A 26655-nucleotide genomic window follows, 5' to 3' on the forward strand; every position below is an offset into this window, starting at 1 on the left:
AGAGGAAGGTAACGATAGCCGAGTTATCGTGCCCATGAAGCTGAAAAAAGGGGGAGGAAGGTAACGATAGCCAAGTTATCGTGCCCTTGTAGTCGCAATAAGAGATTGAGAGGTAACGTTAAGCAGCCAAGAGTCACTAACAGTCACAACACTTCTGGTTACTATTCCAATCACAAACGGGAGCCATTTTTTTCAAAAAAATTCTTGTTTATTCCTTTCTATGCTCGGAAATACTAGCTATTATTATAAGCTACTATTAACTCCAGGAGGGAATACGACGATGAATTGGACGGGGATTGCCTTATTTATACAGCTTTTTTTCGGAGTAGTTATCGGTATTTATTTTTGGAACTTATTAAAGAATCAGCGGAGCCAAAAAGTATCCATCGACAGAGAGTCACGCAAGGAAATGGAGCAACTCCGCAAGATGCGGTCAATCTCCTTAACTGAACCACTATCTGAGAAGGTTCGCCCAACTAGTTTTGATGATATCGTCGGACAAGAAGATGGGATCAAATCCTTAAAGGCTGCTCTTTGCGGCCCAAACCCGCAGCATGTAATTATTTATGGTCCTCCAGGAATCGGGAAGACTGCAGCAGCGAGATTAGTACTTGAGGAAGCCAAAAAGAATGAAAAATCGCCTTTTAATAAATCGGCAGTATTTATTGAATTAGATGCTACGACTGCACGATTTGATGAGAGAGGGATTGCCGATCCACTAATTGGCTCCGTCCACGATCCGATTTATCAAGGAGCAGGTGCGATGGGACAGGCAGGAATACCGCAGCCAAAGCAAGGGGCTGTAACCAATGCGCATGGAGGAGTACTCTTCATCGATGAAATCGGAGAGCTACATCCTATCCAGATGAATAAACTGTTAAAGGTGTTAGAGGATCGAAAGGTGTATTTAGAAAGTGCCTATTATCATGAAGAAAATCCGCAAATTCCAAGCCATATCCATGATATTTTTAAAAATGGACTACCAGCTGATTTCAGATTAATTGGTGCAACAACGAGAACACCAAATGAAATCCCCCCTGCGATTCGCTCACGTTGTATGGAAGTGTTTTTCCGTGAGCTAACACAAGAAGAAATTTCAACGGTAGCGAAAAAAGCAGCCGATAAAGTGAGTCTACTAGTAAGTGAAAAAGGTCTTGATATTTTATCTACATATGCAAGGAATGGTCGTGAGGCAGTCAATATGATCCAAATTGCTGCTGGCATTGCCATCCAAGAGGAACGAAATTTTATAAAAGATGAAGACTTAGAATGGATCATCCAATCTAGTCAGCTAACCCCAAGAATAGAGAAGAAAATCAATCCAAGTCCTGTAATTGGATTAGTAAATGGATTAGCCGTTCATGGACCGAATTCTGGCTCTTTATTAGAAATTGAGGTTACGGTCATGCCGGCAAGGGACAAGGGTTCAATTAATATTACCGGTATCGTCGAAGAGGAAAGCATTGGCAATCAAAGTAAGTCAATTCGTCGTAAAAGTATGGCAAAAGGTTCAATCGAAAACGTGATTACCGTTCTTCGGTCGATTGGTGTTCCAGCCGATGAATACGATATTCATGTTAATTTCCCTGGTGGAGTTCCAGTTGATGGACCGTCAGCCGGAATTGCGATGGCAACCGGAATCTATTCGGCGATTTATAAAATCCCCATTGATCATACGGTGGCCATGACAGGTGAAATAAGCATTCATGGAAATGTGAAGCCGATTGGTGGAGTGTATCCAAAGGTAAAAGCAGCGAAAAAGGCAGGAGCAAAGGCTGTGATTATCCCGCAGGAAAATATGCAGTCACTCCTCCATGAAATAAAAGGAATCGAGATTATTCCGGTTTCCCATTTACACGAAGTATTTGATCACACATTCGTTAAGGAAAGTCAGAGCACTCGTGACCAAATTATCACCGCAGCAATCGATTTATCGAAAAAAGAAAGCGTATAGGAAATTTTTGCCTTCGGTTTGCCACCACCTGTGTGTCAGGCCGGAGTTTTTCTTTGATTACTATCTTTTAATACGTTAAGATTGTACAAAGACTTTATCTGAATTATGATGAAAGAGTAGATAAAGATATTGCATTTGGAGGTGTTATTGTATGACGAAAACTGAAGAGATCATCGTTCCCCTCCTACCGCTTCGGGGATTACTGGTCTATCCATCCATGGTCCTACATTTAGATGTCGGTCGGGAAAAATCGGTGCAAGCCCTTGAAAAAGCGATGGTAGAAGACCATTTGATCTTTTTAACAACACAAAAAGACGTATCAATTGATGAGCCATCCGAAGAAGACCTTTATCATATTGGGACATTGACACGGGTGAAGCAAATGCTGAAGCTTCCAAATGGCACGATTCGTGTGCTGGTAGAGGGTTTGAAACGAGCGGAAATAGTTCTTTTGCACGATGAAGAAAGTCACTATGTGGCAAGTCTAAAAACGTACGAGGATATCCCGACAAAGGATGTAGAAGATCAAGCGTTAATGAGGACGATGCTCGAGCACTTTGAACAATACATAAAACTGTCAAAAAAAATATCTGCAGAAACGTATACATCGGTTGCTGATATCGATGAGCCTGGTAGAATGGCTGATATCATTGCTTCTCATCTTCCGCTCAAGCTAAAGGATAAGCAAGAAATCCTGGAAACGGTCGATATAAAAGAAAGAATGAATCGCGTCATTGATATTATTCACAATGAACGTGAAGTATTAAATCTTGAAAAGAAAATTGGCCAGCGTGTTAAACGCTCGATGGAAAGAACACAGAAGGAATACTACCTACGCGAGCAAATGAAGGCAATTCAGAAGGAATTAGGCGATAAAGAAGGAAAAACAGGCGAAATCGTTGAGCTAACAGAGAAAATTGAGGCTGCTGGGATGACGGAGGCTGTCAAGGAAGCGGCTTTAAAAGAATTGGACCGATATGAAAAGGTACCAACGAGCTCAGCCGAAAGTGCAGTTATCCGTAATTATATTGAATGGTTGATCTCATTGCCGTGGACAAATGCGACTGAAGACGATCTAGATATCCATAAGGCTGAAAAGATCCTTCATAAAGACCATTATGGATTAGAAAAAGTCAAGGAACGCGTACTTGAGTATTTAGCAGTCCAAAAGCTGACGAATTCACTTAAAGGTCCGATACTATGTTTGGCAGGTCCTCCTGGAGTAGGGAAAACAAGCTTGGCTCGTTCGATCGCCACCTCGATGAACCGGCATTTCGTTCGAATCTCTTTAGGTGGGGTTCGGGATGAATCCGAAATTCGTGGACATCGACGGACGTATGTGGGAGCGATGCCAGGTCGTATCATTCAGGGTATGAAAAAAGCTGGAACGATTAATCCAGTATTCCTGTTAGATGAGATTGATAAGATGTCCAGTGATTTCCGTGGTGATCCATCTGCTGCGATGCTTGAGGTGCTCGATCCTGAGCAAAATCACAATTTCAGTGATCATTATATCGAAGAATCCTATGATCTTTCGAAAGTCATGTTTATTGCAACGGCAAATAACTTAGCAACCATTCCAGGCCCACTGCGCGACAGGATGGAAATAATCACGATTGCAGGCTATACTGAGCTTGAAAAGCTGCATATTGCGAAGGATCATTTACTACAAAAGCAAATTAAGGATCATGGTTTGTCAAAGAGTAACCTTCAAGTCCGAGATGATGCGATCTTAAAAGTGATTCGTTTCTATACAAGAGAAGCTGGAGTTCGAAGTCTTGAACGACAGTTAGCAACGATTTGCCGTAAAACAGCGAGAATCATTGTAGCTGGGGATAAGAAGAAGGTTGTTGTCACAGATAAAACGATTGAGGAATTCCTAGGAAAACCAGTATTCCGTTACGGTCAAGCAGAGCTTGAGGATCAAGTAGGGGTAGCAACTGGTTTAGCCTATACAACCGTCGGTGGCGATACTCTCCAAATTGAGGTATCCTTATCACCTGGTAAAGGCAAGCTTGTCTTAACAGGGAAGCTTGGCGATGTGATGAAGGAATCAGCACAAGCCGCATTTAGCTATATCCGCTCTAAGGCTAATGAACTAGGAATTGATGTCGATTTTCATGAAAAGTATGATATTCACATCCATGTTCCGGAGGGTGCCGTTCCAAAGGATGGACCATCAGCAGGGATCACCATTGCAACAGCGCTTGTGTCTGCGCTAACCGGTAAGCCGATTAGACGTGAAGTTGGGATGACTGGAGAAATAACCTTAAGAGGTCGAGTTTTACCGATCGGTGGGTTAAAAGAAAAAACATTAAGTGCTCATCGTGCCGGATTAACGAAAATTATCCTGCCAAAGGATAACGAAAAGGATATTGATGATATTCCGGAAAGTGTTCGAGACGAGCTTGAATTTGTGCTTGTATCAAGCATTGATCAAGTATTGAAGCATGCATTGATTGGAGAAGGAAATGAAAGTAAATAGTGCAGAAATAGTAATAAGTGCGGTCAAGCCGGCACAATATCCAGATGTTGATATGCCGGAATTTGCATTAGCGGGACGATCCAATGTTGGAAAATCTTCGTTTATTAATAAAATGCTAGGCCGCAAAAGCTTAGCCAGAACATCGTCAAAGCCGGGAAAACGCAAACCTTAAATTTTTATTTAATCAATGAGGCATTTCACTTTGTTGATGTACCTGGCTATGGATATGCTAAAGTATCAAAAAAAGAGCGAGAAGCATGGGGAAAAATGATTGAAACGTACATTACGAGTCGCGAGCAATTAAAAGCGGTGGTCCTACTAGTCGATTTGCGCCACCCACCAACTGCTGATGATTGCTTAATGTACGACTTTTTAAAGCATTACAATATCACGTGCATTATCGTTGCGACTAAGGCGGACAAAATTCCAAAGTCAAAATGGCAAAAGCATGTAAAAATTACTAAAGAAACATTGCAATTGCATGAGGAAGACCAATTGGTGATGTTTTCTTCCGAAACAGGCGAAGGGAAAGACAAAGCCTGGGCAATTCTAGAAAACTACATGTAATAATAAGAGGAGCCCACAAAAGCTCCAATAAAAAAGCGGGTATGGATTCGATGAATCCTGCCCGCTTTATTTTTTTGAATCATAAAAAAGAATAAGCCAACTGCAATTAGTAAGACAGGCCAATATTTTAAAATTAAAGCGCCATTTGACTCAATCGTTCCAACCCAGTCGATTAGTTGGTCTTGGAATAAAAGGACTGCGGAAATTCCTAAAAATAATAGGCCTTGTGCAAGACCAATCCCGGTCATTTGATATTTTAGAATAAAGGCAAGGGCTACAATTAGGATGAAAACGCCAATATGATCCGGCCAAATATGTAGATGGGTCACAACATGAAAATGAAGGCCAAAACCGAAAAGAATCACACCTGGAAAGATCATATCATGCTCGCCGCCAGCATATCCTTGCCATAACATCGCTGTACCGACTATCATCAATAGCGTTGGCCAGCCAGCGAATTTTTGAAGAAAGTCAATATTTGTGTGCTGTAGGAGAAAATATCCCCCAAAGCCGATTAATAGAATCCCAAGAAAATATCGTTGGTTTTTCAATTCATTCACCACTTCCAGAAAGTTCGCTTGAAATAAATCCAATTATTTGGTACTGTACAAAAGAAGGAATATGTCGATTTATATACAAACGTTACTATGAATAAGTTACCTTGCATGACCATGAATGGTCAATAAGGAATTTACAATTTATTGTAATATTTTTAAAAATAGATTAATTCTTGTTTTAGAAATTTTGTAACGTGAAGAGGTATATAATTTAGGGAAACAAATCGTTTATAGGTATTTTGACTTATTTTTATCGCTTGATTTCGGTATATGTTCACATTTCTAAAACAGATAAAAAAAACACACATGATATAATGAGTTAGGTGAATATGCAAGTACTATTTGGGGGTGTCAATTAGAAAATGCATATTATAGTCGTCGGTCTTAATTATAAAACTGCCCCTGTTGAGATCCGTGAGCGTTTGACATTTAATGAGGCAAACATCGGGAATGCTATGCAGACATTGAGATCGAAAAAAAGCATCCTAGAGAATATAATAATTTCTACCTGTAACCGTACGGAAATATATGCGGTCGTTGATCAGCTTCATACCGGCCGATATTATATTAAAGAATTTCTGTCCGAATGGTTTCAATTAGACCAGGAGGAGTTTTCTCCATATTTGTTTATTTATGAGCAGGATGGTGCAATTGAGCATTTGTTCAAAGTAACCTGTGGTCTTAATTCAATGGTTTTAGGCGAAACACAAATTTTAGGACAAGTGCGCTCAAGCTTCTTATTGGCTCAAAAGGAAGAAACATCTGGAACCGTATTCAATCAGCTTTTCAAACAAGCAATTACTGTTGCAAAACGCGGGCATTCAGAAACGGACATTGGTGCAAACGCTGTCTCAATCAGCTATGCGGCAGTGGAATTAGCCAAGAAGATTTTTGGTACGCTAGATGAAAAGCATGTATTAGTTTTTGGTGCCGGCAAAATGGGTGAGCTTGCCATTCAAAACCTGCATGGTAATGGGGCAAGCAAGGTAACGGTCATAAACCGGACATTTGAGAAAGCCCTTGACTTAGCCAGTCGGTTTGCTGGTGAAGCCAAAACACTGCAAGAACTTCAATGTTCTTTAGTTGAAGCAGATATTTTAATTAGTTCAACGGGTGCAACTGAATTTGTTATTACAAGAGAAATGATGCAAAACATCACAAAAATGCGAAAAGGCAAACCATTATTTATGGTGGACATTGCGGTTCCGCGTGACATCGATCCACAAGTTGCAGAGCTTGAAGGCATGTTCTTGTATGATATTGATGATTTAGAAGGAATTGTTGAAGCAAATCTTCAAGAACGCAAAAAGGCCGCTGAGATAATCATGCTGATGATTGAAAAAGAAATCGTTGATTTTAAACAATGGCTCAACCTGCTAGGGGTTGTCCCAGTAATTTCAGCATTGCGAGAAAAAGCCCTTTTGATTCAATCAGAAACGATGGACAGTATGGAAAGAAAGCTTTCTCATCTTTCTGAACGTGATATCAAAGTAATTAATAAGCATACGAAAAGTATCATTAATCAAATGTTAAAGGACCCAATTCTTCAAGCAAAAGAGCTTGCGGGAGAGTCAAATGCTGCGCAACAACTCGAATTATTTGCTAAAATATTTAATATCGAGGAGCTGGTTGAGAAACAACGCATGCTAAAAGCAGCCGAAACGAAACAAGATAAGGTTCGCGTTCCACAGGCTTCCTTCCAAGTATAAGTGAGGTTCTGTCTATGTTTGATTTTTATATGACGCGGCTGCACGAGCTAACGGTTATAGTGTATGCCTTAAGTGTGCTCTTATATTTTATTGATTTTCTTCACAGTAACCGGAAGGCTAATCAAGTGGCCTTCTGGTTACTTGCATTTGTATGGGTGCTGCAAACAACCTTTTTTTGTCTATATATGGCAAAGACGGGACGGTTTCCAGTCTTGACGGTGTTTGAAGGATTGTATTTTTATTCGTGGGTATTGGTATCGCTTTCGGTCGGGATCAATAAGTTATTAAGAATGGATTTTATCGTCTTTTTTACAAATATCCTCGGCTTTGTGATCATGGCGATTCATACCTTTGCGCCTGTTCAATATAATTCAGTTGTTATTGCCAAGCAGCTCGTTTCAGAATTGCTGCTCATTCATATTACAATGGCGATTCTTTCTTATGGAGCCTTTGCTCTATCGGCTGTATTTTCCCTATTGTACTTGATTCAATATAATTTATTGAAACAAAAAAAGTGGGGGAAAAGACTGGCTAGGATTGCTGATCTATCGAAGCTTGAGCGATTATCCTATGTTTTAAATGTGATTGGGGTTCCGATTCTGTTTATTAGCCTCGTCCTGGGCTTGCAATGGGCGTTTATCAAATTACCTAACATGGACTGGTATGATCCGAAAGTCATCAGCTCTTTCGTCATGCTTTGCACATACAGTATTTATATTTATTTGCGCCTGCGAAAGGAGCTTTTTGGCCGATCGCTGGCACTTTGGAATATCGCATCATTTATCATCGTTTTACTAAATTTCTTCTTATTAGGAAAACTATCAACATTTCATGTTTGGTATGTATAATTCAAGGAGGCTGTCATGAGAAAAATTATTGTAGGTTCAAGACGTAGCAAGCTAGCGTTAACACAAACGAACTGGGTGATCGATCAATTAAAAAAATTGGATGCTTCTTTTGATTTCGAAGTGAAAGAAATCGTAACAAAAGGCGACCGCATTTTGGATGTGACACTATCAAAGGTTGGCGGTAAGGGCCTTTTTGTTAAAGAAATCGAGCAAGCCATGATGGATAAAGAGATCGATATGGCAGTCCACAGTATGAAAGATATGCCAGCAGTCCTACCTGAAGGATTGGTAATTGGATGTATTCCTTTCCGTGAGGATCATCGTGATGTACTTATTTCAAAGGATAACGTTCCATTTAATCAATTAAAGCAAGGTGCTGTGATTGGGACAAGCAGTTTGCGCCGGAGTGCTCAGCTGTTAGCAAAACGACCAGACCTTGAAATTAAATGGATACGTGGAAATATCGATACTCGTGTTGAAAAGCTAAAATCAGGTGAATACGATGCGATTATTTTAGCAGCAGCTGGACTTAAGCGGTTAGGCTGGGCAAACGAAGTGATCACGGAGTTTATTGATGCTGATTTGTGTGTCCCTGCCGTTGGGCAAGGTGCACTTTCAATTGAGTGCCGTGGTGAAGACGAAGAACTATTAGCTTTATTTGATAAATTCACATGTAAAAATACGGAACGTGCGGTGCGTGCAGAGCGTTCATTCCTTCAAAAAATGGAGGGTGGCTGTCAGGTTCCAATTGCCGGATATGCTTATATTAATGAGCAGGATGAAGTCGTGTTAACCGGGTTAGTGGCTTCTCCTGATGGAAAAATAATCTATAAAGAACAATTTACAAGTCAAAATCCTGAAGATGCTGGCGTCATTGTGGCTGAGCGTTTAACGGAAAAGGGTGGTAAGGCGTTAATCGATCAAGTGAAGCAGGAGCTTGATCAGTAATGAGTGACTCCGCTCCATTACAAGGGAAAACGATATTAGTACCAAGAGGAAAAGGGCAAGCAAAGCCCTTTTCCGATTTGGTGAGACAATACGGTGGGGTTCCTGTTGAAATCCCACTCATTGCTTTTCGTCCTGTACCCAAAAATGACGAGTTAATGGAAATCATTAATAAACTTTCTACATATGATTGGATTATTTTCACAAGCAATGTCACAATCGAGACGTTTTTCAAGATTGCAGGAGACAAAGCGTTCTCCCTTTTACCTAAGGTTGCCGTTATCGGTGTAAGAACAAAGCAGATATTAGAAGACAGAGGAATTCCAGTCGAGTTTACTCCAAGCGAATATGTTGCTGAAGGATTCTTGCGAGAATTTATGCCCCTTGTTCACCCTGGAATGAAGGTGCTTATTCCAAAAGGAAATTTAGCACGTGATATCATTGCGACAACATTAAGTGAGGCAGGGGCAATCGTAACGGAGTCCATTATATACGAAACCTATGCTCCCGAAGACAGCAAAAGTAAACTAGTCGAAATGCTCAAAAAAAACGAGCTAAATGTATTAGCTTTTACAAGTCCATCAACCATTGATCATTTTATGGAAATTGTGACAGAATCAAATCTTGAAGACAAGCTCCATTCCTGTTTGGTTGCCTGTATAGGGCCTGTCTCAACATTAAAGGCACAAGAGCTTGGCTTAACGGTGCACGTTTCGCCAGCCAATTATACTATTAAGGACATGCTTCTTGCCTTAATAGATCTATTAAATCAACGTACTACATAATCAGGGGGTTATTTTACGATGAAAGAGTTACAATTTACACGCCATCGCCGTTTGCGTTCAAGTGCTAATATGCGTGCATTAGTTCGTGAAAACCACTTAAGCGTGAATGATTTTATTTATCCGATTTTTGTGATTGAAGGTAGCAACATTAAGAATGAAATTTCATCTATGCCAGGGATTTATCAGCTTTCACTTGATAATCTTGCTGCTGAAATGGATGAAGTCGTAGCATTAGGAATTAAATCTGTTTTATTATTCGGGATTCCTGCAGAGAAGGATGAATGCGGAACTGGTGCATTCCATGACCACGGTATTGTCCAAGAAGGAACTCGTTTTATTAAGGAACATTACCCAGAAGTATTAGTTGTCGCGGATACGTGCCTTTGTGAATACACAAGCCATGGCCATTGTGGTGTGATTGAAAATGGGACTGTGTTAAATGATCCTTCCCTAGATTTACTTGTTCAAACAGCCGTTAGTCAGGCGAAGGCTGGTGCGGATATCATTGCCCCATCGAATATGATGGATGGATTCGTCGTAGCAATTCGCCAAGGCTTAGATAAAGCTGGCTTTGAGCATATTCCAATCATGTCCTATGCTGTGAAATATGCTTCTGCATTTTACGGTCCGTTCCGTGAAGCAGCTGAAAGCACGCCGCAATTTGGCGATCGTAAAGCTTATCAAATGGATCCGGCTGAATCGCCTAGAAGCCCTTCGTGAAGCAGAGTCTGATGTGATGGAAGGCGCTGATTTCTTAATTGTTAAGCCTGGTTTACCATATCTGGATATTGTTCGCGATGTGAAAAATAATTTCAACCTGCCAGTGGTGATTTACAATGTGAGCGGCGAGTATTCCATGATTAAAGCGGCAGCACAAAACGGTTGGGTTGATGAGAAAAATACAGTTTTAGAAATGCTCACTGGCATGAAGCGTGCCGGCGGAGATTTAATCATTACCTACTTCGCCAAAGATGCGGCAAAATGGTTATCGGAACAGTAATAGAATTTGTTTTTTAACAGAACCTATAGGAAAAGCGCAAGGCGCCCGCCTATCGGCGACAAGCACAAGACGAGCCTGCCGAAAGGTTGTTCTTTGACCTTTTGGCCGGATTGGCTTGTGACCTCGAGCCGATGGCGCCTGGAGCTAGACACCCATCAAAATTTTATACTTTCTTTACTTCTATAAAAATAGTTGATAAACGATAAACATCATAAGGAGATTACGATGCGCTCTTACGAAAAATCTATCGCAGCTTTTAATGAAGCCAAAACTTTAATGCCTGGTGGAGTGAATTCACCTGTACGTGCCTTCAAATCTGTAAACATGGATCCAATTTTCATGGCAAGTGGAAAAGGTTCTAAAATTTACGATATTGATGGCAATGAATATATTGATTACGTTTTATCATGGGGTCCACTTATTTTAGGTCATACGAATGATCGTGTTGTGGAAGCTATTAAAAAGGTAGCAGAGCTTGGCACAAGCTTTGGTGCGCCATCTTTAATCGAAACTGAAGTCGCAAAGCTTGTTCGTGAACGTGTCCCTTCAATTGAAGTGGTTCGCATGGTTTCTTCTGGTACAGAAGCGACAATGAGTGCGTTGCGTTTAGCTCGCGGCTATACTGGCCGAAATAAAATCTTAAAATTCGAAGGCTGCTATCATGGCCATGGAGATTCTCTTCTAATCAAAGCTGGATCTGGTGTGGCGACACTTGGTTTGCCTGATAGTCCTGGAGTACCGGAAAGCGTTGCGAAAAACACGATTACGGTCGCTTATAATGATTTAGAGAGCGTACGTTATGCTTTCGAACAGTTTGGCGAGGATATCGCTTGTATCATCGTTGAGCCAGTTGCTGGCAACATGGGCGTTGTACCGCCACAACCAGGGTTCTTAGAAGGTTTACGTGAAATTACGACTCAGTACGGTGCACTATTGATCTTTGATGAGGTTATGACTGGCTTCCGTGTCGGCTATAATTGTGCGCAAGGTTATTTTGGGATTACTCCTGATTTAACTTGCTTAGGAAAAGTAATCGGTGGTGGACTTCCTGTTGGTGCATACGGCGGTAAAGCAGAAATCATGGAGCAAATCGCACCAAGCGGTCCAATTTACCAAGCCGGTACGTTATCTGGTAACCCACTTGCGATGACAGCTGGACTTGAAACATTAAGTCAGCTCACTCCTGCTCATTATGAAGAGTTCATTCGTAAAGGAGATATGCTGGAAGCAGGCTTTAAAGCGGCTGCTGCAAAGTACGATGTACCACTTACATGCAACCGTGCCGGTTCGATGATTGGTTTCTTCTTTACAAATGAAGATATCATTAATTATGAAACGGCTAAAACGTCTGATCTGGAATTTTTTGCAAACTATTTCCGTGAAATGGCGAACGAAGGTGTATTCTTACCACCTTCACAATTCGAAGGAATTTTCCTATCGACTGCCCACTCGGATGAGGACATCCAAAAAACAATTGCAGCTGCTGAAGTGGCATTTTCAAAACTTCGCGGTTAATCTAAAAAATAAAACAGCCTAGGACCTCGGATTAGAGGTTCTAGGCTGTTATTTTTTTAATAGGGAGGAGTTTTGTGATTTCTCTTCCGATTTTATTCGCTTACATTGCAATGTTATTCGCCAAAATTAGGATTTATTTGCCAAAATCAAGATTTATTCGCCTAAATGAGAATTTATACGCCAAAACCTAAGATTTATTAGCCGACCTCCTTTCAGCCGCTAATTTCGCGCTCTTTTTATCATAAAAAAATCTTCTTTTTCATAGAGTGTTAATGACATGGTGATTACATGGAGTGGGAAAAGAAGGGAGGAGTCGCTTTGTCTCAAGAACATCAATCGTTTTTACGATTTTCATTAGAAGAGTCAGTTTGGTTTCAAAAAGGACAGGAAGTTGCAGAATTAGTTTCGATCTCTTTAGATCCGAACATCACCATCATTGAAAATGATCAGTACGTAGCCATTCGCGGCTCGCTTGAATTAACAGGCGAATATAAGAGAATTGATGAGGATTCATCAGGGCAAGAGGACATCATATCTGCACCGAAATTTGTGCAATCTGTTGAGGAAAGAGAAGAAGGAATTTGTGAATTTTTGCATCGCTTTCCGGTTGATATCACAATCCCAAACAATCGAATACAAAGTGTTTACGATATCGATGTAACCGTAGATTCCTTCGATTATGTTGTGCCAGAGCGGAGCTGCTTAAAGCTTGTGGCTGAACTAACGATTTCCTGGACTTTATGGTGAGCAACAAAATGTTCCGAATGATGAGGAGGAACAGACACCAGAATTTGTCTTTGAGCTGGAGCGAGATGTGGAGGAAGCTGAAGAACAAGCCGAAGAGTTTTCTAATGTCAGTTTGGAAGAGACTGAACAGGAGGAAGACCTAGAATTAGAGCCTATGTATCGATCTGAACAAGAAGAAGATCGAGAGGAAAGTCATACTTATTCTCCTAATTTTATATTGTCCTATCCAACTGAGTCTATAGTCGATGAGTTAGAGGATGAATCTGCTCCATTCGATTATTCTCAGCCGTTCTCTGCTGAGGCAAAGAAGCAAGGAGATCCAGTGCAAACTCCTGAGTATAAATGGGGAAATCCTACGGCTATACCAGCCCCGTCGATACCAAAGCTACCTGATTTTTCTTTTGCGGGAAAAAGGGCAGAAGGGCAAAGCATTCAAGAAGAGGAAGTGCCACCATCACCAAGCTTTGAAGTTGATGTTCAAGAAGTTGCCGGTCAGGTGGCTGAGGTGGAAAGTGTCCAGCAGGAATCCTCCTCATCCTCTTCATCCTCTGATGAGAAGCCGGGATTACTAAAGAAATTTACGAAGAAAAAGAGCATGTCAATCGCTGAGTTTTTAGGTAGAAAAAGCGAAAATGAGCTCCAAGCAAAACTAAAAGTTTGTATTGTCCAACAAGGAGACACGCTCGATAGCATTTCGGAACGTTATGCACTTCCAATTCAGCAAATTCTGAGGGTAAACCATTTAGAGGCAAACCAAGATGTTTACGAGGGGCAAGTGCTCTATATTCCAGAAACGGCAGGCAGCCGATAGATTGTGCAACAGAGCAGGTATCCTTTCGACCTGCTCTGGTCTTTTTTTATAACCAACAGCTCCTTTGATCTGAAAGAGAGTGACCAAACTTATGAATCTTGATGAAGCTTCAGTTATTTTAGCCCAATATGGAGTGAGACCTTATTTTGTTGAGGACTTAGGGAAAATAAAGCGGGTTACGGCTGATAAAGGTGTATTTGCGTTAAAAGTGGTGCCACCAGCACAAGGGACAGAATTTATCCGCCACGTCCAAACATTGTATCAAAAAGGCTATTATCGTGTAGTCCCGATATATCCGACGCTCGATGGCCGTTATGCAGTGCTCCATCAATCTGCACTGTACTATTTAATGCCTTGGCTTCCGAATGAAGAAAAAGAGGATACCTCGCAAAAAAATAAAAAATTGTTTCGGGAGCTAGCTCGCCTGCACACCTTATCATCGAAAGAGTATCCAATCAAGAAAGAAGATCGCAAGGAGCATTATGAAAATACGTTGCTGCTTCTTGAAAAGGATGAAGAGTTTTTAGTTGGGTTTCTTGAGCAATGTGAAAAAAAAATCTATATGTCCCCGTTTGAATTGCAATTTTGCCTCTATTACCATGACGTCCATCAAGCATTGCGCTTTTCAAAGAAGCAGCTCGAGGCTTGGTATGAAAAAACGAAGGAAGAGGAAAAAATCCGAACGGTACTGATTCACGGTAAGTTTTCGTCCGATCATTTTCTGTTTGATAACAAAGGCTATGGCTATTTTATGAACTTCGAAAATGCAAGACAGGGATCACCCTATCAGGATATCCTTCCTTACTTATTTCGCTCGTTAAAAGGATTCCCGATGCGGAGTGAGGATTGTATTGATTGGCTCTTGATTTATTATAAATATTTCCCGTTAAAGGAAGAGGAAAAGCAATTAATGCTAAGCTATTTCACCCATCCGACTGCATTTCTTCGAGTTGTAAAAAAATATTATAAACAGCCCACAGCAGTAAGGAAGAAGGAGCGAAAGTTCTCGCAGCAGCTTCAGCGGCAATATTGGCAGCTGAAAAACACGGAATATGTAGTCAGCCGCTTAAATGAAATTGAACGGCAGAGGAAAGCCCAGGCTGAAGCACAGGCCCAGGCGCAACAAGAAGGAGCCCAGAATTGACATGCGTCAACTGCGGGCTCCTTTTTTACCGTGGTATCAACGAAACATTTTTATAAAAATTCTAATTGGAAAGCAATAGCAAACAATATAAGGACGGTCAGAAATAACACATCAAAGGTGGTTGGCAAGAAAATCGTGCGAATCCCTTGAAAAATACAAAAGGGAATTGAAAATTGCGCACAGACATTGCGGATTGTTCTTAGCCATGGCGGAAGTGTATAAGGGCTATATCTTCGCTTCAACATTCTTCCCCTCTTTTACATCTTTATTGTTCTAGTGTATGCCCAGTTATTTTGAAAAGTGCTATCAAGCTAAGAAACAATTGTGCAAAAATGTATATACTAGAAAAAAATCGGTGAGAATGATTGACGACAAACACCTTTTTTAGGTAGTATAGCTTATGAATCAATTTCATCCTGAAATATGACACAAGCCAACTTTTTTCAGGGAAAATCAAATAGTATGCAAAGATAGGGAAGAGTACGATGGACAACTGTTTTTAGAGAGGGAAGCATAATGCTGAAAGCTTCCTAAACAGATCATTGGAAGGTCGCCCTTGAGCATCTCCTGTGAACGAGCGTAATGCGATTAGTAGCTGGAGACGGGAAATCCGTTAATGTGTTAAGTGCCAGTTAGCCTGTTTGCTAATTGGAAAAAAGGTGGTACCGCGAAGCAAACTCCATTCGTCCTTTTCATGACGAATGGGGTTTTTTGTTTTATAAAGAAACGCATTTAACGAAAATGATATATTTTTTTAATTGGAGGAAAGTGCAATGGAAACAAAAGAACTATCAATGCCGACGAAATATGATCCGCAGGCAATCGAACAAGGTCGCTATGATTGGTGGCTTAAAGGAAAATTCTTTGAGGCGAAGGGTGAAGCGGACAAACAGCCTTACACGATTGTTATTCCACCGCCAAACGTAACCGGAAAGCTACACCTTGGACATGCCTGGGATACGACGCTTCAGGATATTCTAACAAGAATGAAGCGGATGCAGGGCTATGACGTGTTATGGCTGCCAGGAATGGACCATGCCGGTATTGCCACCCAAGCGAAGGTTGAGGAAAAGCTTCGTGGAGAAGGAAAAAGCCGTTACGACCTTGGTCGTGAGAAATTTGTTGAAGAAACATGGAAGTGGAAGGAAGAGTATGCCGGCCATATTCGTCAGCAGTGGGCGAAGCTAGGTCTTGGGCTCGATTATAGCCGTGAGCGTTTTACGCTTGATGAAGGCCTATCAGATGCTGTTAAAGAGGTATTCGTGAAGCTTTACAAGAAGGGCTTAATCTACCGCGGTGAATACATCATCAACTGGGATCCTTCTACGAAAACAGCACTTTCTGATATTGAGGTTATCTACAAAGACGTACAAGGTGCGTTTTACCATATGAAATATCCGTTTGCCGATGGAACAGGATATATTGAAGTGGCGACTACTCGTCCGGAAACAATGCTTGGAGATACAGCAGTAGCAGTACATCCAGAGGATCCTCGCTACAAGGATATGATTGGCAAAACCGTTGTTTTACCAATTGTTGGCCGTGAAATTCCAATCGTTGGCGATGATTATGTTGATATCGAGTTTGGATCTGGCGCGGTTAAAATTACCCCAGCACATGACCCTAATGACTTTGAGGTAGGAAATCGCCATAATCTTGAGCGCGTGTTAGTGATGAATGAAGACGGAACGATGAATGCACGTGCTGGCAAGTACCAAGGCATGGATCGTTTTGAGTGCCGCAAGCAAATCGTCAAGGACCTACAAGAAGCTGGTGTTCTATTCAAAATTGAAGAGCATCTTCATTCAGTTGGTCACTCTGAGCGTAGTGGAGCGGTTGTTGAGCCTTACCTTTCAACACAATGGTTTGTTAAAATGCAGCCACTTGCGGATGCTGCGATTGCTCTTCAGCAAGAGGAGGAAAAGGTTAACTTCGTACCGGATCGATTTGAAAAGACGTATTTACGCTGGATGGAAAATATCCGTGACTGGTGTATTTCGCGTCAGCTATGGTGGGGTCACCGAATTCCAGCCTGGTACCATAAAGAAACAGGGGAAATTTACGTGGAAAACGAGCCTCCAGCAGACAGTGAAAACTGGGTTCAAGACAATGATGTATTGGATACATGGTTCTCGTCAGCACTGTGGCCATTTTCAACATTAGGCTGGCCAGATGGTGATGCTGCTGACTTTAAGCGCTACTATCCAACCGCAGCACTTGTAACAGGATACGATATCATTTTCTTCTGGGTATCGCGCATGATCTTCCAAGGGATTGAGTTCACAGGCGGACGTCCATTTAATGATGTATTGATTCATGGTCTAGTTCGTGATGCGCAAGGTCGTAAGATGAGTAAATCACTTGGTAACGGGGTTGACCCAATGGAGGTTATCGATCAGTACGGTGCCGACTCCTTGCGTTACTTCCTGTCAACTGGAAGCTCACCTGGTCAAGACTTACGCTATAGCACGGAGAAAGTTGAAGCAACCTGGAACTTTGCTAATAAAATTTGGAACGCATCTCGTTTTGCCTTAATGAATATGAACGGCATGACTTATGAGGAGATCGATTTAAGCGGAGAAAAATCCGTTGCCGATAAGTGGATCTTAACTCGTTTGAACGAAACAATTGAAAACGTAACACGCTTGTCAGACCGCTATGAGTTTGGGGAAGTGGGCCGTGCCCTTTATAACTTCATTTGGGATGATTTTTGTGATTGGTATATTGAAATGGCGAAACTGCCATTATACGGTGACGATGAAGCGGCAAAGAAAACAACTCGTTCGATTTTAGCTTATGTATTGGATCAGACGATGCGTCTATTGCATCCATTCATGCCATTCATTACCGAAGAAATTTGGCAGAACCTCCCTACTTCAGGTGAGTCAATCACAACGTCAAGCTGGCCAGTTGTTGACCCAGCGCTTGTCGATGATCAGGCTTCTAATGAAATGAAGCTTCTTGTTGAAATCATTCGTTCAGTGCGTAATAGCCGTGCAGAAGTAAATACACCGCTTAGCAAGAAAATTAACATCATGCTTAAAGCGAAGGATGCAAGTGTGGAAGCCGTTCTTGAGAAAAACCGCGGCTACATCGAGCGCTTCTGTAATCCAGAGGAGCTTGTAATCGGTGTTGACTTAGAAACACCGGACAAGGCGATGACTGCCGTTGTGACTGGTGCTGAAATCATCCTACCGTTAGCTGGCTTACTTAACATTGAAGAGGAAATCGCTCGTTTGGGCAAAGAACTCGATAAGTTAAACAAAGAGGTTGAACGTGTTCAGAAGAAATTGAGCAACGAAGGTTTCGTGGCCAAGGCTCCAGCCAAGGTTATTGAAGAAGAGCGTGCGAAAGAAGCGGATTACATTGAAAAACGTGCCGCAGTAGAAATTCGCTTAAATGAAATGAAGTCTCTTTAAGAAGTTTTGAGGAGGCGAACCTGGTCTGTCGGGTTCGTTTCCTTTTTTGAAAAAGAAAGATGGGAAAGACTGTTGCAGAGTTAGTGTTGGTTGTGTCTAATTTTACAAATCGGCTAATAGAAATAGAAAATTGTCTAATAGAAGTCAAAAATTAGCTAATAGAAACCGGAAATCAGCTAATAGGAGTCGAGAATCGGCTAATAGATAGCAGAGAACAGCTGGATTTTTTAAAAAACGAGTTTAAATTTAGAGAAAATCTCAAAATTAACACGGAGCGAGGCACTAATTCCTTAGATTACGGCACACCAATCCCTGGATTTTGCCGTGCTAACCGTGGATTCCGATACTCTATCCATGAGTTTTGTTGTGCTATCCGTAAATTTCGATACTTTATCCGTAGATTTTATCTTGCTATCCGTAGATTTGGAAACTGTATCCGTAAATTTTACCGTCCTATCCGTAGATTCCGGCATCCTATCCGTAAATTATAATAATTCTAACATTCACACCCAACACAAAACTCAATATTTTAGTAATTCGGAGGTGAACCTTCAATGTTTCTAACATATGATGAAGCACTAAACTGGATCCACGGACGACTTAGATTGGGGATTAAGCCAGGTCTTAAGCGAATGGAATGGATGATGGAGCGCCTTAACCATCCTGAACGAAAAATAAAAACGATTCATATTGGCGGTACGAATGGCAAAGGCTCAACCGTTACCTTTCTACGCTGCATATTAGAAGAAGCTGGATACAAGGTCGGTACGTTTACCTCGCCCTTCTTTGAGCAATTCAACGAGCGTATTAGCGTAAATGGGAAGCCGATTTCAGACGAGGACATGCTCGAGCTGACAAATACAATCCTGCCACTTGCTAACGAATTAGAGGCTACAGAGCTCGGTGGCCCGACCGAATTTGAAGTGATTACAGCAATGGCCCTTTACTATTTTGCTAAAAGTAATCCAGTCGATGTGGCACTATTCGAGGTGGGGCTTGGTGGACGATTCGATTCGACGAATGTGATTCATCCGCTGCTATCCATTATTACGAGCATTGGCCTCGATCACACACAAATTCTTGGTGATACCTATGAAGAAATTGCCTTTGAAAAAGCAGGGATTATCAAAAATGGAACAGCAATTCTCACTGCTGTGAAACAGACGGAAGCCAGACAAGTAATTCAAACAAAGGCAACTGAGCTAAAGGCACCTATTTACCAGCTAGGGAGCCAATTTCAAATCTCGGAACAAAAGCAGCTTCAATATGGTTGGGAGTTTGACTTTAACTCCCTATTCCAAAATTATCAGCAACTGAGAATATCGATGCTCGGTCAGCATCAAACGGAAAATGCCGCATTAGCCGTTATGGCTACGCAAATTCTTAATCAATACTATGCGTTTATGATTGAGGGCAGACATATTCATGATGGCCTTGCGCGTACCTATTGGCCGGGCAGGTTCGAGTTAATTTCGGAGCAACCGCTAGTGATTATTGACGGGGCACACAACCAAGAGGGCATTGATGCCTTAGTCTCGGAATTAAGAGAGCGCTATCAGGATAAAAACATTCATATCATTTTTACGGCGCTAGCTGATAAAAAACTAGACAAAATGATTGCGAAATTGGATGAGGTAGCGGATTCGATTACTTTCACTCAATTCGATTTTCCTAGAGCATCAACAGCAGAGGCATTAGCATCATTGAGTAAATCAGCTAACAAGTTTGTACTTCCAGATTGGAGCGAAGCAATCAAACGGGAGCTCCAAACCGAAACTGAAAATGACCTACTTGTCATTACGGGATCACTTTATTTTTTATCCGAAGTGAAGCCGGTGCTTAGTAAACTCTTAACAAAATAAAGGGAGCAATATTTTGCTCCCCCTCTAATTTCCTCCTTTCCTCCAACAATACCTCCTAAATTTCACCTTAAAAAGTTATTCCAATCAATATAAAATTAATATATCAGCATAATTTGACTGTTAAATATGTAATTTTTAGAATAATTTTATGTGTAAAGTTTTTTTGAAATTTTATTTGCTATGATTAAGAAATGAGATGCAATTTTTGTGTTAAAAACTAGGAGAGATGTAGAGATGATTTCAATAAAAAATGAAAAAGGATACCTCCTGCTTGAAATCCTTCTGTCAATAACACTGTTATCCATTGTGTTGACTGTTTTTTTCGGTTATTTCATTCAAACAAAGAATCATGTTTACGAAAATGAATCGATTGGTTCGGCTGCTCAATTAAGTCAGGAAATATTGATCAAGGTACGTGATTCTGATTTCCAAACTAATCTAACGTTAGCCAATTTTAAAAGCCTTTATGGATCTGATTTTACCTGGAGCAATTAACGTCAATAATCGAAACTACTATCCAGCCGTAAATATAAAGCACGCCGACCTCGCAATGAAACAGGAAAATACTTCAGTCCTCACGCATTATTTAGATAAACTAGATTTTATCCAAGTAGTGATCATGGGAGACAGAAATGGAGAACGCGTTAAACTATATGAAACTTTTGGCTACAAAGTGAGGGAATCCAATTGAATAATAAAGGTTTTACCCTCATTGAATTACTAGCAGGAATAGCTATTGCAACCTTGGTAATCCTCATTACGATGTCCATTTTTATGACTGGAATGAAACAAAGCGTTGATACAAAAAAGAAGTGAATCTGCAACAAGAAGTTAATTATGTCGCAACTGTATTACGAAAAGAATATCTTTCAGTAAATAACTATTCGGAAAATGCTCCTTATTTACTCCAAGTATCAGACAGTCAAATCGTTCTAAACGGGAAGGTCATATCAGGTAAATATCAGTACACGGCTGAAATCCAATATGACGGAAAAACATATATAACCAATCAAGAAGTGCTGGTCAAAAATAATTCGCCTGTGATGGTTAAGATTACATTGATTAATGGGAATGATCGCTACACGCTAAGAACGACTTTATCGAGAGGAATGTAAGTAAAATGGGGAACGAGAATGGTTCAAGCTTAATTGTAGTGTTACTGGTTGTGGCTGTTTTTTCAATTCTTGGACTTAGTTTAATCACCTTAACAGCCTCAACGACCACACAAGTTTCGAAAACAGGAAATAATCTAAAAGCGACCAACGTTGCTGAAATGGGTGTCGTCCATTTACAGGAAGAAATCCATCAAATCGTTACCACAAATAATGGAAAAACTTTAGAAGAACTCAAAGTGCTTTTAGAAAATAATTTGCCATCAAATATACGGTTTCAATCGCAAACAGGAAATACCCCAAACTATCGTGTCGTAAGAAATGAGCCAGTTAAAATAGAAAAAGTAAACAATACAGACCGTTTAATTATTCCCTTTACAATAAGTGGCTACTCTAATCAAGAACAAAAGAGCATAACAGGCCGGGTTATTGTGAAAAATTCCTTTCCGCTTGTACCAGTTGGTGTCGACCCCATAACGGGAACTCCAACCTATCAAAAACAAGGATTGGACGATGAGGAGGCTTTTGATAACACGGTTTATTACAGTGAAGGTTTTTCAATTGCATCCAATTTTTCATTAACTTATCAAATGGACCTTTATTCGCAAGGTGAAACAACACTTGTAAGTAATACTGATATTTGGGTGAAAGGCGACGCATATGTAAATGATCTCTCCCTTAAAACCACCTGGAAGCGATGGAGGAAATGAAGCTAATCAGTCACTCATGTGTGTGGAGGGCACGTTAACCATTTATGGTCCAAAACCAAATATGGCAATGCAGGAGGTCGTAAATATCAATTGTCAAGATATCATAGACCATAATAACTATAGTGGGATCTTTGCCACGAAAATCATTTATGAGCCACGTTGGGAATTAATAACAGATGCAAACTATTAACGAGTTTATAAAGGAAAACATATTGTTTTATGGGAAATGATTTATATTATTCTAAAATACTGACACTTCTATAAAGAATAATTCTTTTAAACCAATATTACATATAATACAATAATAATAAACGTCAAATTATGGCGAAATAAGCCTAATAATTGTTGAGTTTTTTTACCGATTCTACCATTAGGAGTGGAGATATGCAGAGTTTACTATTTGCAGCAGTATCATTGCTCATCCTTCTTCCGATACTTTATTTTTTGCCGTTGGGTTTTACATTAAAAGGAAAAATATTTATTGTTATGGCCTCTTTGTTGATCGGGATCTTTGGATTAGTATCGGTAGCCGTCATGCCTGTATGGCAAACAGGGTTGATTCTCTTAGTATTTATTAGTGCTATCGTGTACTTATCAAGTAAGCATAATCTGGACTGGCTCTATGTCTCAGAGGATGATGTAGACCCCTTTGAGCTTGAAAAAGTGGCAGAAAAGGCATTACCAGTAAAGGAAATAAATGAAGCATATTCATACATAGCCTCTTCAGAAAAAATTCCAAGAGGCAATCTTTTTGAAGAATCCCTTCCACCTATACGAAAGCACGATTCTGCTCCGATCGAAATAGATTTCCTAGATAAACTTGTCACCCAAAGTCAAAAAAATTTGACCATGATTAACAGGTCCACCGATTTAAATGACAGAGAGGACAATAAGAGACTTGTGAAGGTGGATGAAAATCCAATTCTATCAGAAATTGACGAACAGCAAATTGCTGTGAATCAAAAGGATGTTAGTGAGACTGGATTGATAGAAGATATTGAATCAATAGATCTCATCACGTTTGAAGATTCTAAACCGAAAATGGAAATGTTGTTTCAAACATCTGAAAATCTTGATGACTCAGCTATCGAAGCAATTGTTGGAAATCCGGTTGATATTACGGAAGAGACCGAACCTATGTCCATACAAGCGGATGATTCTTTTTATTATTTAAGTGAAATAGAAAAAATGCTTGATGCCGAAAATGGGCTAGAAGAATTAGAAATAATCGAAGAACCTTCACGTGAAACAATCAATTTAGCGTTAATGGAACAAACCTTTAAGGATGATGATGAGTTCGAGCTTGAAGAGCTCATGTTTGCAAAACAGGACACACTTCCAATAAAAGAAAAGCAGAAAGAGAAAGATCAGACTGAAGATCGTCATATGATTAAGCAATAATGGTTTCAATGGTGAAATCCCAAGCAGGGTAGCCCATGCGAGAAATCAATTTAATGACATTGGTAGAGGGTGGGGTATTTGCAGAAAAAGCCAGAATTTAAGCTCTTCATTATATTATTTATTTGTACAGCCTTTATTTTTAGTTTCTCTCATTTTGGTGCATCGGCCTATAATAATGTTCGGACAAATAGCGGTGGTTTCGGGGCTGGTACGATTATCGGACCAATCGATGTATCGGGTAAATCAAAGGATGAAGCACTAGAATTATTAACTGAATCCTTAAAAAAATGGCGTAGTGATACAACCATTCATTTGCAGTATAAGGAAAAAAGTATTCCGATAGATGTGACCGGTTTCAACTTTGACTTAGAAAACTCAGTTGAAATGGCAAAGGAAGGTCAACAAAACGAGATAATTGTAACCTATAAATCGGGCGAATTATACCAATATTTACAAAATCTATCGTCTGAGCTTAATCAATCAACTGTTAAAATCGATCCGTTGCTGTCTGAATTAATTGGCTATGGTACCATTTTTCAGAATGGTGAGCACTATGTCAAAGTTGAAAAGCATTTAACCATTGCTCTAAATGAGCATGATGCGATCAGTAGCGCTTTGATCACTCCTGAATATATACCTCTTGAACTGGGTCTGTTAGTCAAGGAATTATCTCCCATTAAAGTGAAGGCAAAGTCACAGGTTTCTCTGTTGAAATTATTGGAACAGCGCCAATTTACGACGTTTCCAGCTGATGCGTCCACGATGATTGCATCTGTCATTTATGAAACGATCATGGCAAGTAACTTTACGATTGTTGAAAAACATACAAGTCAGATTTTACCAGAATATGTGAAGCTAGGTCTAGAAGCAAAGGTCGATAATGCCAACCATCTTGACTTCATTTTTACTAATCCAAATGAATCAAATTATGAAATCACCTTGCAATTGGAAGGGAACACGCTCACAGCCTACTTAAAAGGAAGTACATTCCTAAATCATTATGTGTTAAAGCTAGCGGACAAAAAAGAATACAAGCCAAAAACAATCGTCCAATATAGCCCGCTTTTATCACCTGGTGAAGTAAAGGTTGAGCAAACAGGAAGCAACGGAGTGACGATCAAAGTATTTCGTCAAACTTATGGAGAGAAGGAAGAATGGCTTCGAGATGAATTGATTTCCGAGGACTACTATCCGCCGCTTCATCGGATTGAAATCCATGGTTTGAAATCAACCGGTACAACTGATGGGACAGGGACAACAGATCAAGGAAATGTTTCTCCTGATGATGGAAGTACTAGTGAGCAAACTCCAGCTTTGCCAACAACACCTAATCCATGGGGTACAGAAGATGATAATTTATTTGGCAAACCGAATGAAACCACCAAATAACAGTATGACGGGGTGAGCCATATTGAAGCAAACACGTAAACGTTTAGGGGATTTATTAGTTGAGGCAGGACTTATTTCTGAGGACCAGCTTCAACTTGTTTTAACGCAGAAAGCTCAAGGGCAGAGGTTAGGCGATGCCCTTTTACAAAGAGGTTATATTACAGAGCAGCAACTAATTGAAGTCCTTGAGGTCCAACTTGGTATTCCTCATATCAGTTTATATGGGTATCCGTTTGAGACGAATTTATTTTCGCTCATTTCAAAGGAAACGGCGATGCGGAATTTACTAATCCCAATTAAAAAGGATGGGGACAAGTTATTTGTGGCCATGGTTGATCCGATGGATTTCTTCGCGATCGATGATCTTCGACTTGCTACTGGGTTTCAAATCGAAGCAGTACTTGCGACAAAGGATGATATTGTCCGCGCTATTAATAAATATTACGACATTGATGAAGAATTTGATGATCTGCTCGATGGCGGGAAAATAGGTGAGAGTAATCGGGAGGAAAGGATAACCGATGAGGATTCACCGATTGTCCGTCTTGTCAATCAAATTCTTTCAAATGCGGTGATGCAGAAGGCCAGTGATATTCACATTGATCCGCAAGAAACAAAGGTGATTATCCGTTACCGAGTTGATGGAATGCTACGAGTTGAACGAGTCCTGTCAAAAAATATGCAGAGCTTCTTGACAGCAAGAATAAAAATAATGGCCAATCTTGATATTACGGAAAATCGTATCCCACAGGATGGACGGATAAAGGTTAATCTGAGCGTTTACCCAGTAGATTTACGTGTATCTACCTTACCGACTGTACATGGTGAAAAGATTGTCCTACGGATATTAGACTTAGGGAACGCATTGATTGATTTAGATAAAATTGGTTTTAATAAACTAAACCTAGCACGTTTTTCAAAGATGATTGACCGCCCAAATGGTATCGTTCTGATTACAGGCCCAACAGGTTCAGGGAAATCCTCCACCCTTTATGCGGCGTTAAACCAATTGAACAATGAAGCAGTCAATATTATTACAATTGAAGACCCAGTCGAATTTCAGCTCGAAGGAATCAGTCAAATTCAGGTCAATTCCAATATTGGGATGACCTTTGCAACTGGACTACGCTCGATCTTACGACAAGATCCTAATATTATCATGGTCGGGGAAATTCGTGATAAAGAAACGGTAGAAGTGGCGATCCGCGCGTCGTTAACCGGGCATCTTGTTCTAAGTACATTGCATACGAATGATGCGTTAAGCTCAATTAACCGCTTAATTGATATGGGAATGGAACCATTCTTAGTCGCAACCTCGTTGGCAGGGATTGTAGCCCAGCGTTTGATTCGCAAGGTTTGTCGCGATTGCGGGGAACCACATGAGGCGACACCTCGTGAAGTTGAGATTTTTGCGAAGCGTGGATTGAAAATCGACAAAATTATGCGCGGCAAAGGCTGTGCCTCTTGTAATATGACAGGGTACAGGGGCAGAATTGCGATTCATGAAGTTGTAACGATTAACGAAGAAATGCGCCGAGCGATTATGACAGATGATTCGGCGGGAACACTTAGACAAATAGCGATAAAAAATAAAACGATCTTCTTAATTGATGATGGGTTATTAAAGGTAAAGCAAGGTCTTACCACCACAGAGGAAGTGCTAAAAGTATCCATTTCGGATTAGAGGTGTAAAGG

Annotated in this window: 21 protein-coding genes, 2 pseudogenes and 1 other annotated feature; of the genes and pseudogenes, 21 read left to right on the top strand and 2 right to left on the bottom strand. The window is 40.5% G+C overall.

What is annotated here, in order from left to right:
• Positions 1–280 precede the first annotated feature (280 nt).
• The 3 genes and pseudogenes from lonB to yihA all read left to right on the top strand — a co-directional run bounded on the left by lonB (position 281) and on the right by yihA (position 5006).
• Positions 281–1954 carry an ATP-dependent protease LonB gene (gene lonB, locus RGF10_RS06200; RefSeq protein ID WP_318508155.1) on the top strand — a complete coding sequence of 558 codons (1674 nt, stop codon included), beginning with the start codon at positions 281–283 and terminating at the stop codon, positions 1952–1954.
• A gap of 151 nt (positions 1955–2105) precedes the next feature.
• Complete coding sequence (lon, locus tag RGF10_RS06205; protein WP_318508157.1) at positions 2106–4439, top strand: endopeptidase La; 2334 nt, start codon at positions 2106–2108, stop codon at positions 4437–4439.
• A pseudogene (gene yihA / locus RGF10_RS06210) lies at positions 4426–5006 on the top strand (ribosome biogenesis GTP-binding protein YihA/YsxC). Before lon ends, yihA begins: the two are co-directional and overlap by 14 nt.
• On the opposite strand, the gene RGF10_RS06215 reads toward yihA, so the two are convergent.
• On the bottom strand, positions 4997–5557 hold the full coding sequence (locus RGF10_RS06215) for a LiaI-LiaF-like domain-containing protein (RefSeq protein ID WP_318508158.1): 561 nt from the start codon (positions 5555–5557) through the stop codon (positions 4997–4999). The pseudogene yihA and the gene RGF10_RS06215 sit on opposite strands and share 10 nt — an antisense overlap.
• 368 nt (positions 5558–5925) lie before the next feature.
• Here RGF10_RS06215 and hemA point away from each other — a divergent pair, with 368 nt between their 5' ends.
• The 9 genes and pseudogenes from hemA to ysxE all read left to right on the top strand — a co-directional run bounded on the left by hemA (position 5926) and on the right by ysxE (position 15067).
• Positions 5926–7272: a glutamyl-tRNA reductase gene (hemA, locus tag RGF10_RS06220; protein ID WP_318508160.1), complete on the top strand. Its 1347-nt coding sequence runs from the start codon at positions 5926–5928 to the stop codon at positions 7270–7272.
• Positions 7273–7286: 14 nt separating this feature from the next.
• On the top strand, positions 7287–8120 hold the full coding sequence (locus tag RGF10_RS06225; RefSeq protein ID WP_318508162.1) for a cytochrome C assembly family protein: 834 nt from the start codon (positions 7287–7289) through the stop codon (positions 8118–8120).
• Positions 8121–8135: 15 nt separating this feature from the next.
• Positions 8136–9068 carry a hydroxymethylbilane synthase gene (gene hemC, locus RGF10_RS06230; RefSeq protein ID WP_318508164.1) on the top strand — a complete coding sequence of 311 codons (933 nt, stop codon included), beginning with the start codon at positions 8136–8138 and terminating at the stop codon, positions 9066–9068.
• Positions 9068–9850, top strand: a complete 783-nt coding sequence (locus RGF10_RS06235) for a uroporphyrinogen-III synthase (RefSeq protein ID WP_318508166.1) — start codon at positions 9068–9070, stop codon at positions 9848–9850. The genes hemC and RGF10_RS06235 overlap by 1 nt, the downstream gene beginning before the upstream one ends.
• 18 nt (positions 9851–9868) lie before the next feature.
• Positions 9869–10850, top strand: a pseudogene (gene hemB / locus RGF10_RS06240) (porphobilinogen synthase).
• Positions 10851–11075: 225 nt separating this feature from the next.
• Positions 11076–12365, top strand: coding sequence for a glutamate-1-semialdehyde 2,1-aminomutase (gene hemL, locus RGF10_RS06245; RefSeq protein ID WP_318508168.1), 1290 nt, complete (start codon positions 11076–11078; stop codon positions 12363–12365).
• 318 nt (positions 12366–12683) lie between these two features.
• The gene (locus RGF10_RS06250; RefSeq protein WP_318508169.1) at positions 12684–13112 is read left to right on the top strand and encodes a hypothetical protein; all 429 of its coding nucleotides are present in this window, start codon (positions 12684–12686) and stop codon (positions 13110–13112) included.
• A 67-nt stretch (positions 13113–13179) separates the two neighbouring features.
• Positions 13180–13923, top strand: coding sequence for a LysM peptidoglycan-binding domain-containing protein (locus RGF10_RS06255; RefSeq protein ID WP_318508171.1), 744 nt, complete (start codon positions 13180–13182; stop codon positions 13921–13923).
• A gap of 91 nt (positions 13924–14014) precedes the next feature.
• Entirely contained in the window at positions 14015–15067 is a 1053-nt protein-coding gene (ysxE, locus tag RGF10_RS06260; RefSeq protein ID WP_318508173.1) for a spore coat protein YsxE, read from the top strand.
• 50 nt (positions 15068–15117) lie between these two features.
• Here ysxE and RGF10_RS06265 read toward each other — a convergent pair whose 3' ends face one another.
• On the bottom strand, positions 15118–15309 hold the full coding sequence (locus RGF10_RS06265) for a hypothetical protein (RefSeq protein ID WP_318509341.1): 192 nt from the start codon (positions 15307–15309) through the stop codon (positions 15118–15120).
• 216 nt (positions 15310–15525) lie between these two features.
• Positions 15526–15761 (top strand) — a binding site (T-box leader).
• A 79-nt stretch (positions 15762–15840) separates the two neighbouring features.
• On the opposite strand from RGF10_RS06265, the gene RGF10_RS06270 reads away from it, so the two are divergent.
• The 9 genes from RGF10_RS06270 (at position 15841) to RGF10_RS06310 (ending at position 26644) form a co-directional block, all read left to right on the top strand.
• The gene (locus RGF10_RS06270; RefSeq protein WP_318508175.1) at positions 15841–18486 is read left to right on the top strand and encodes a valine--tRNA ligase; all 2646 of its coding nucleotides are present in this window, start codon (positions 15841–15843) and stop codon (positions 18484–18486) included.
• A gap of 554 nt (positions 18487–19040) precedes the next feature.
• Complete coding sequence (locus RGF10_RS06275; protein ID WP_318508177.1) at positions 19041–20348, top strand: bifunctional folylpolyglutamate synthase/dihydrofolate synthase; 1308 nt, start codon at positions 19041–19043, stop codon at positions 20346–20348.
• 234 nt (positions 20349–20582) lie between these two features.
• Complete coding sequence (locus RGF10_RS06280) at positions 20583–20843, top strand: type IV pilus modification PilV family protein (protein ID WP_318508179.1); 261 nt, start codon at positions 20583–20585, stop codon at positions 20841–20843.
• 192 nt (positions 20844–21035) lie between these two features.
• Positions 21036–21164, top strand: coding sequence for a prepilin-type N-terminal cleavage/methylation domain-containing protein (locus RGF10_RS06285; protein ID WP_318508180.1), 129 nt, complete (start codon positions 21036–21038; stop codon positions 21162–21164).
• A complete protein-coding gene (locus RGF10_RS06290; protein WP_318508182.1) occupies positions 21161–21463 on the top strand; it encodes a hypothetical protein in 303 nt (100 codons plus the stop codon). The genes RGF10_RS06285 and RGF10_RS06290 overlap by 4 nt, the downstream gene beginning before the upstream one ends.
• 5 nt (positions 21464–21468) lie before the next feature.
• Positions 21469–22170, top strand: a complete 702-nt coding sequence (locus RGF10_RS06295) for a hypothetical protein (RefSeq protein ID WP_318508183.1) — start codon at positions 21469–21471, stop codon at positions 22168–22170.
• Between the two features lie 384 nt (positions 22171–22554).
• Positions 22555–23571 (top strand): hypothetical protein, encoded by a 1017-nt coding sequence (locus RGF10_RS06300; protein ID WP_318508184.1) that lies wholly within the window; start codon positions 22555–22557, stop codon positions 23569–23571.
• A gap of 78 nt (positions 23572–23649) precedes the next feature.
• Complete coding sequence (locus RGF10_RS06305; protein WP_318508186.1) at positions 23650–24960, top strand: VanW family protein; 1311 nt, start codon at positions 23650–23652, stop codon at positions 24958–24960.
• 19 nt (positions 24961–24979) lie between these two features.
• Complete coding sequence (locus tag RGF10_RS06310; RefSeq protein WP_318509343.1) at positions 24980–26644, top strand: GspE/PulE family protein; 1665 nt, start codon at positions 24980–24982, stop codon at positions 26642–26644.
• Positions 26645–26655 lie beyond the last annotated feature (11 nt).

This window comes from Bacillus sp. T3, from assembly GCF_033449965.1.
Lineage (GTDB): Bacteria > Bacillota > Bacilli > Bacillales > Cytobacillaceae > Bacillus_BU.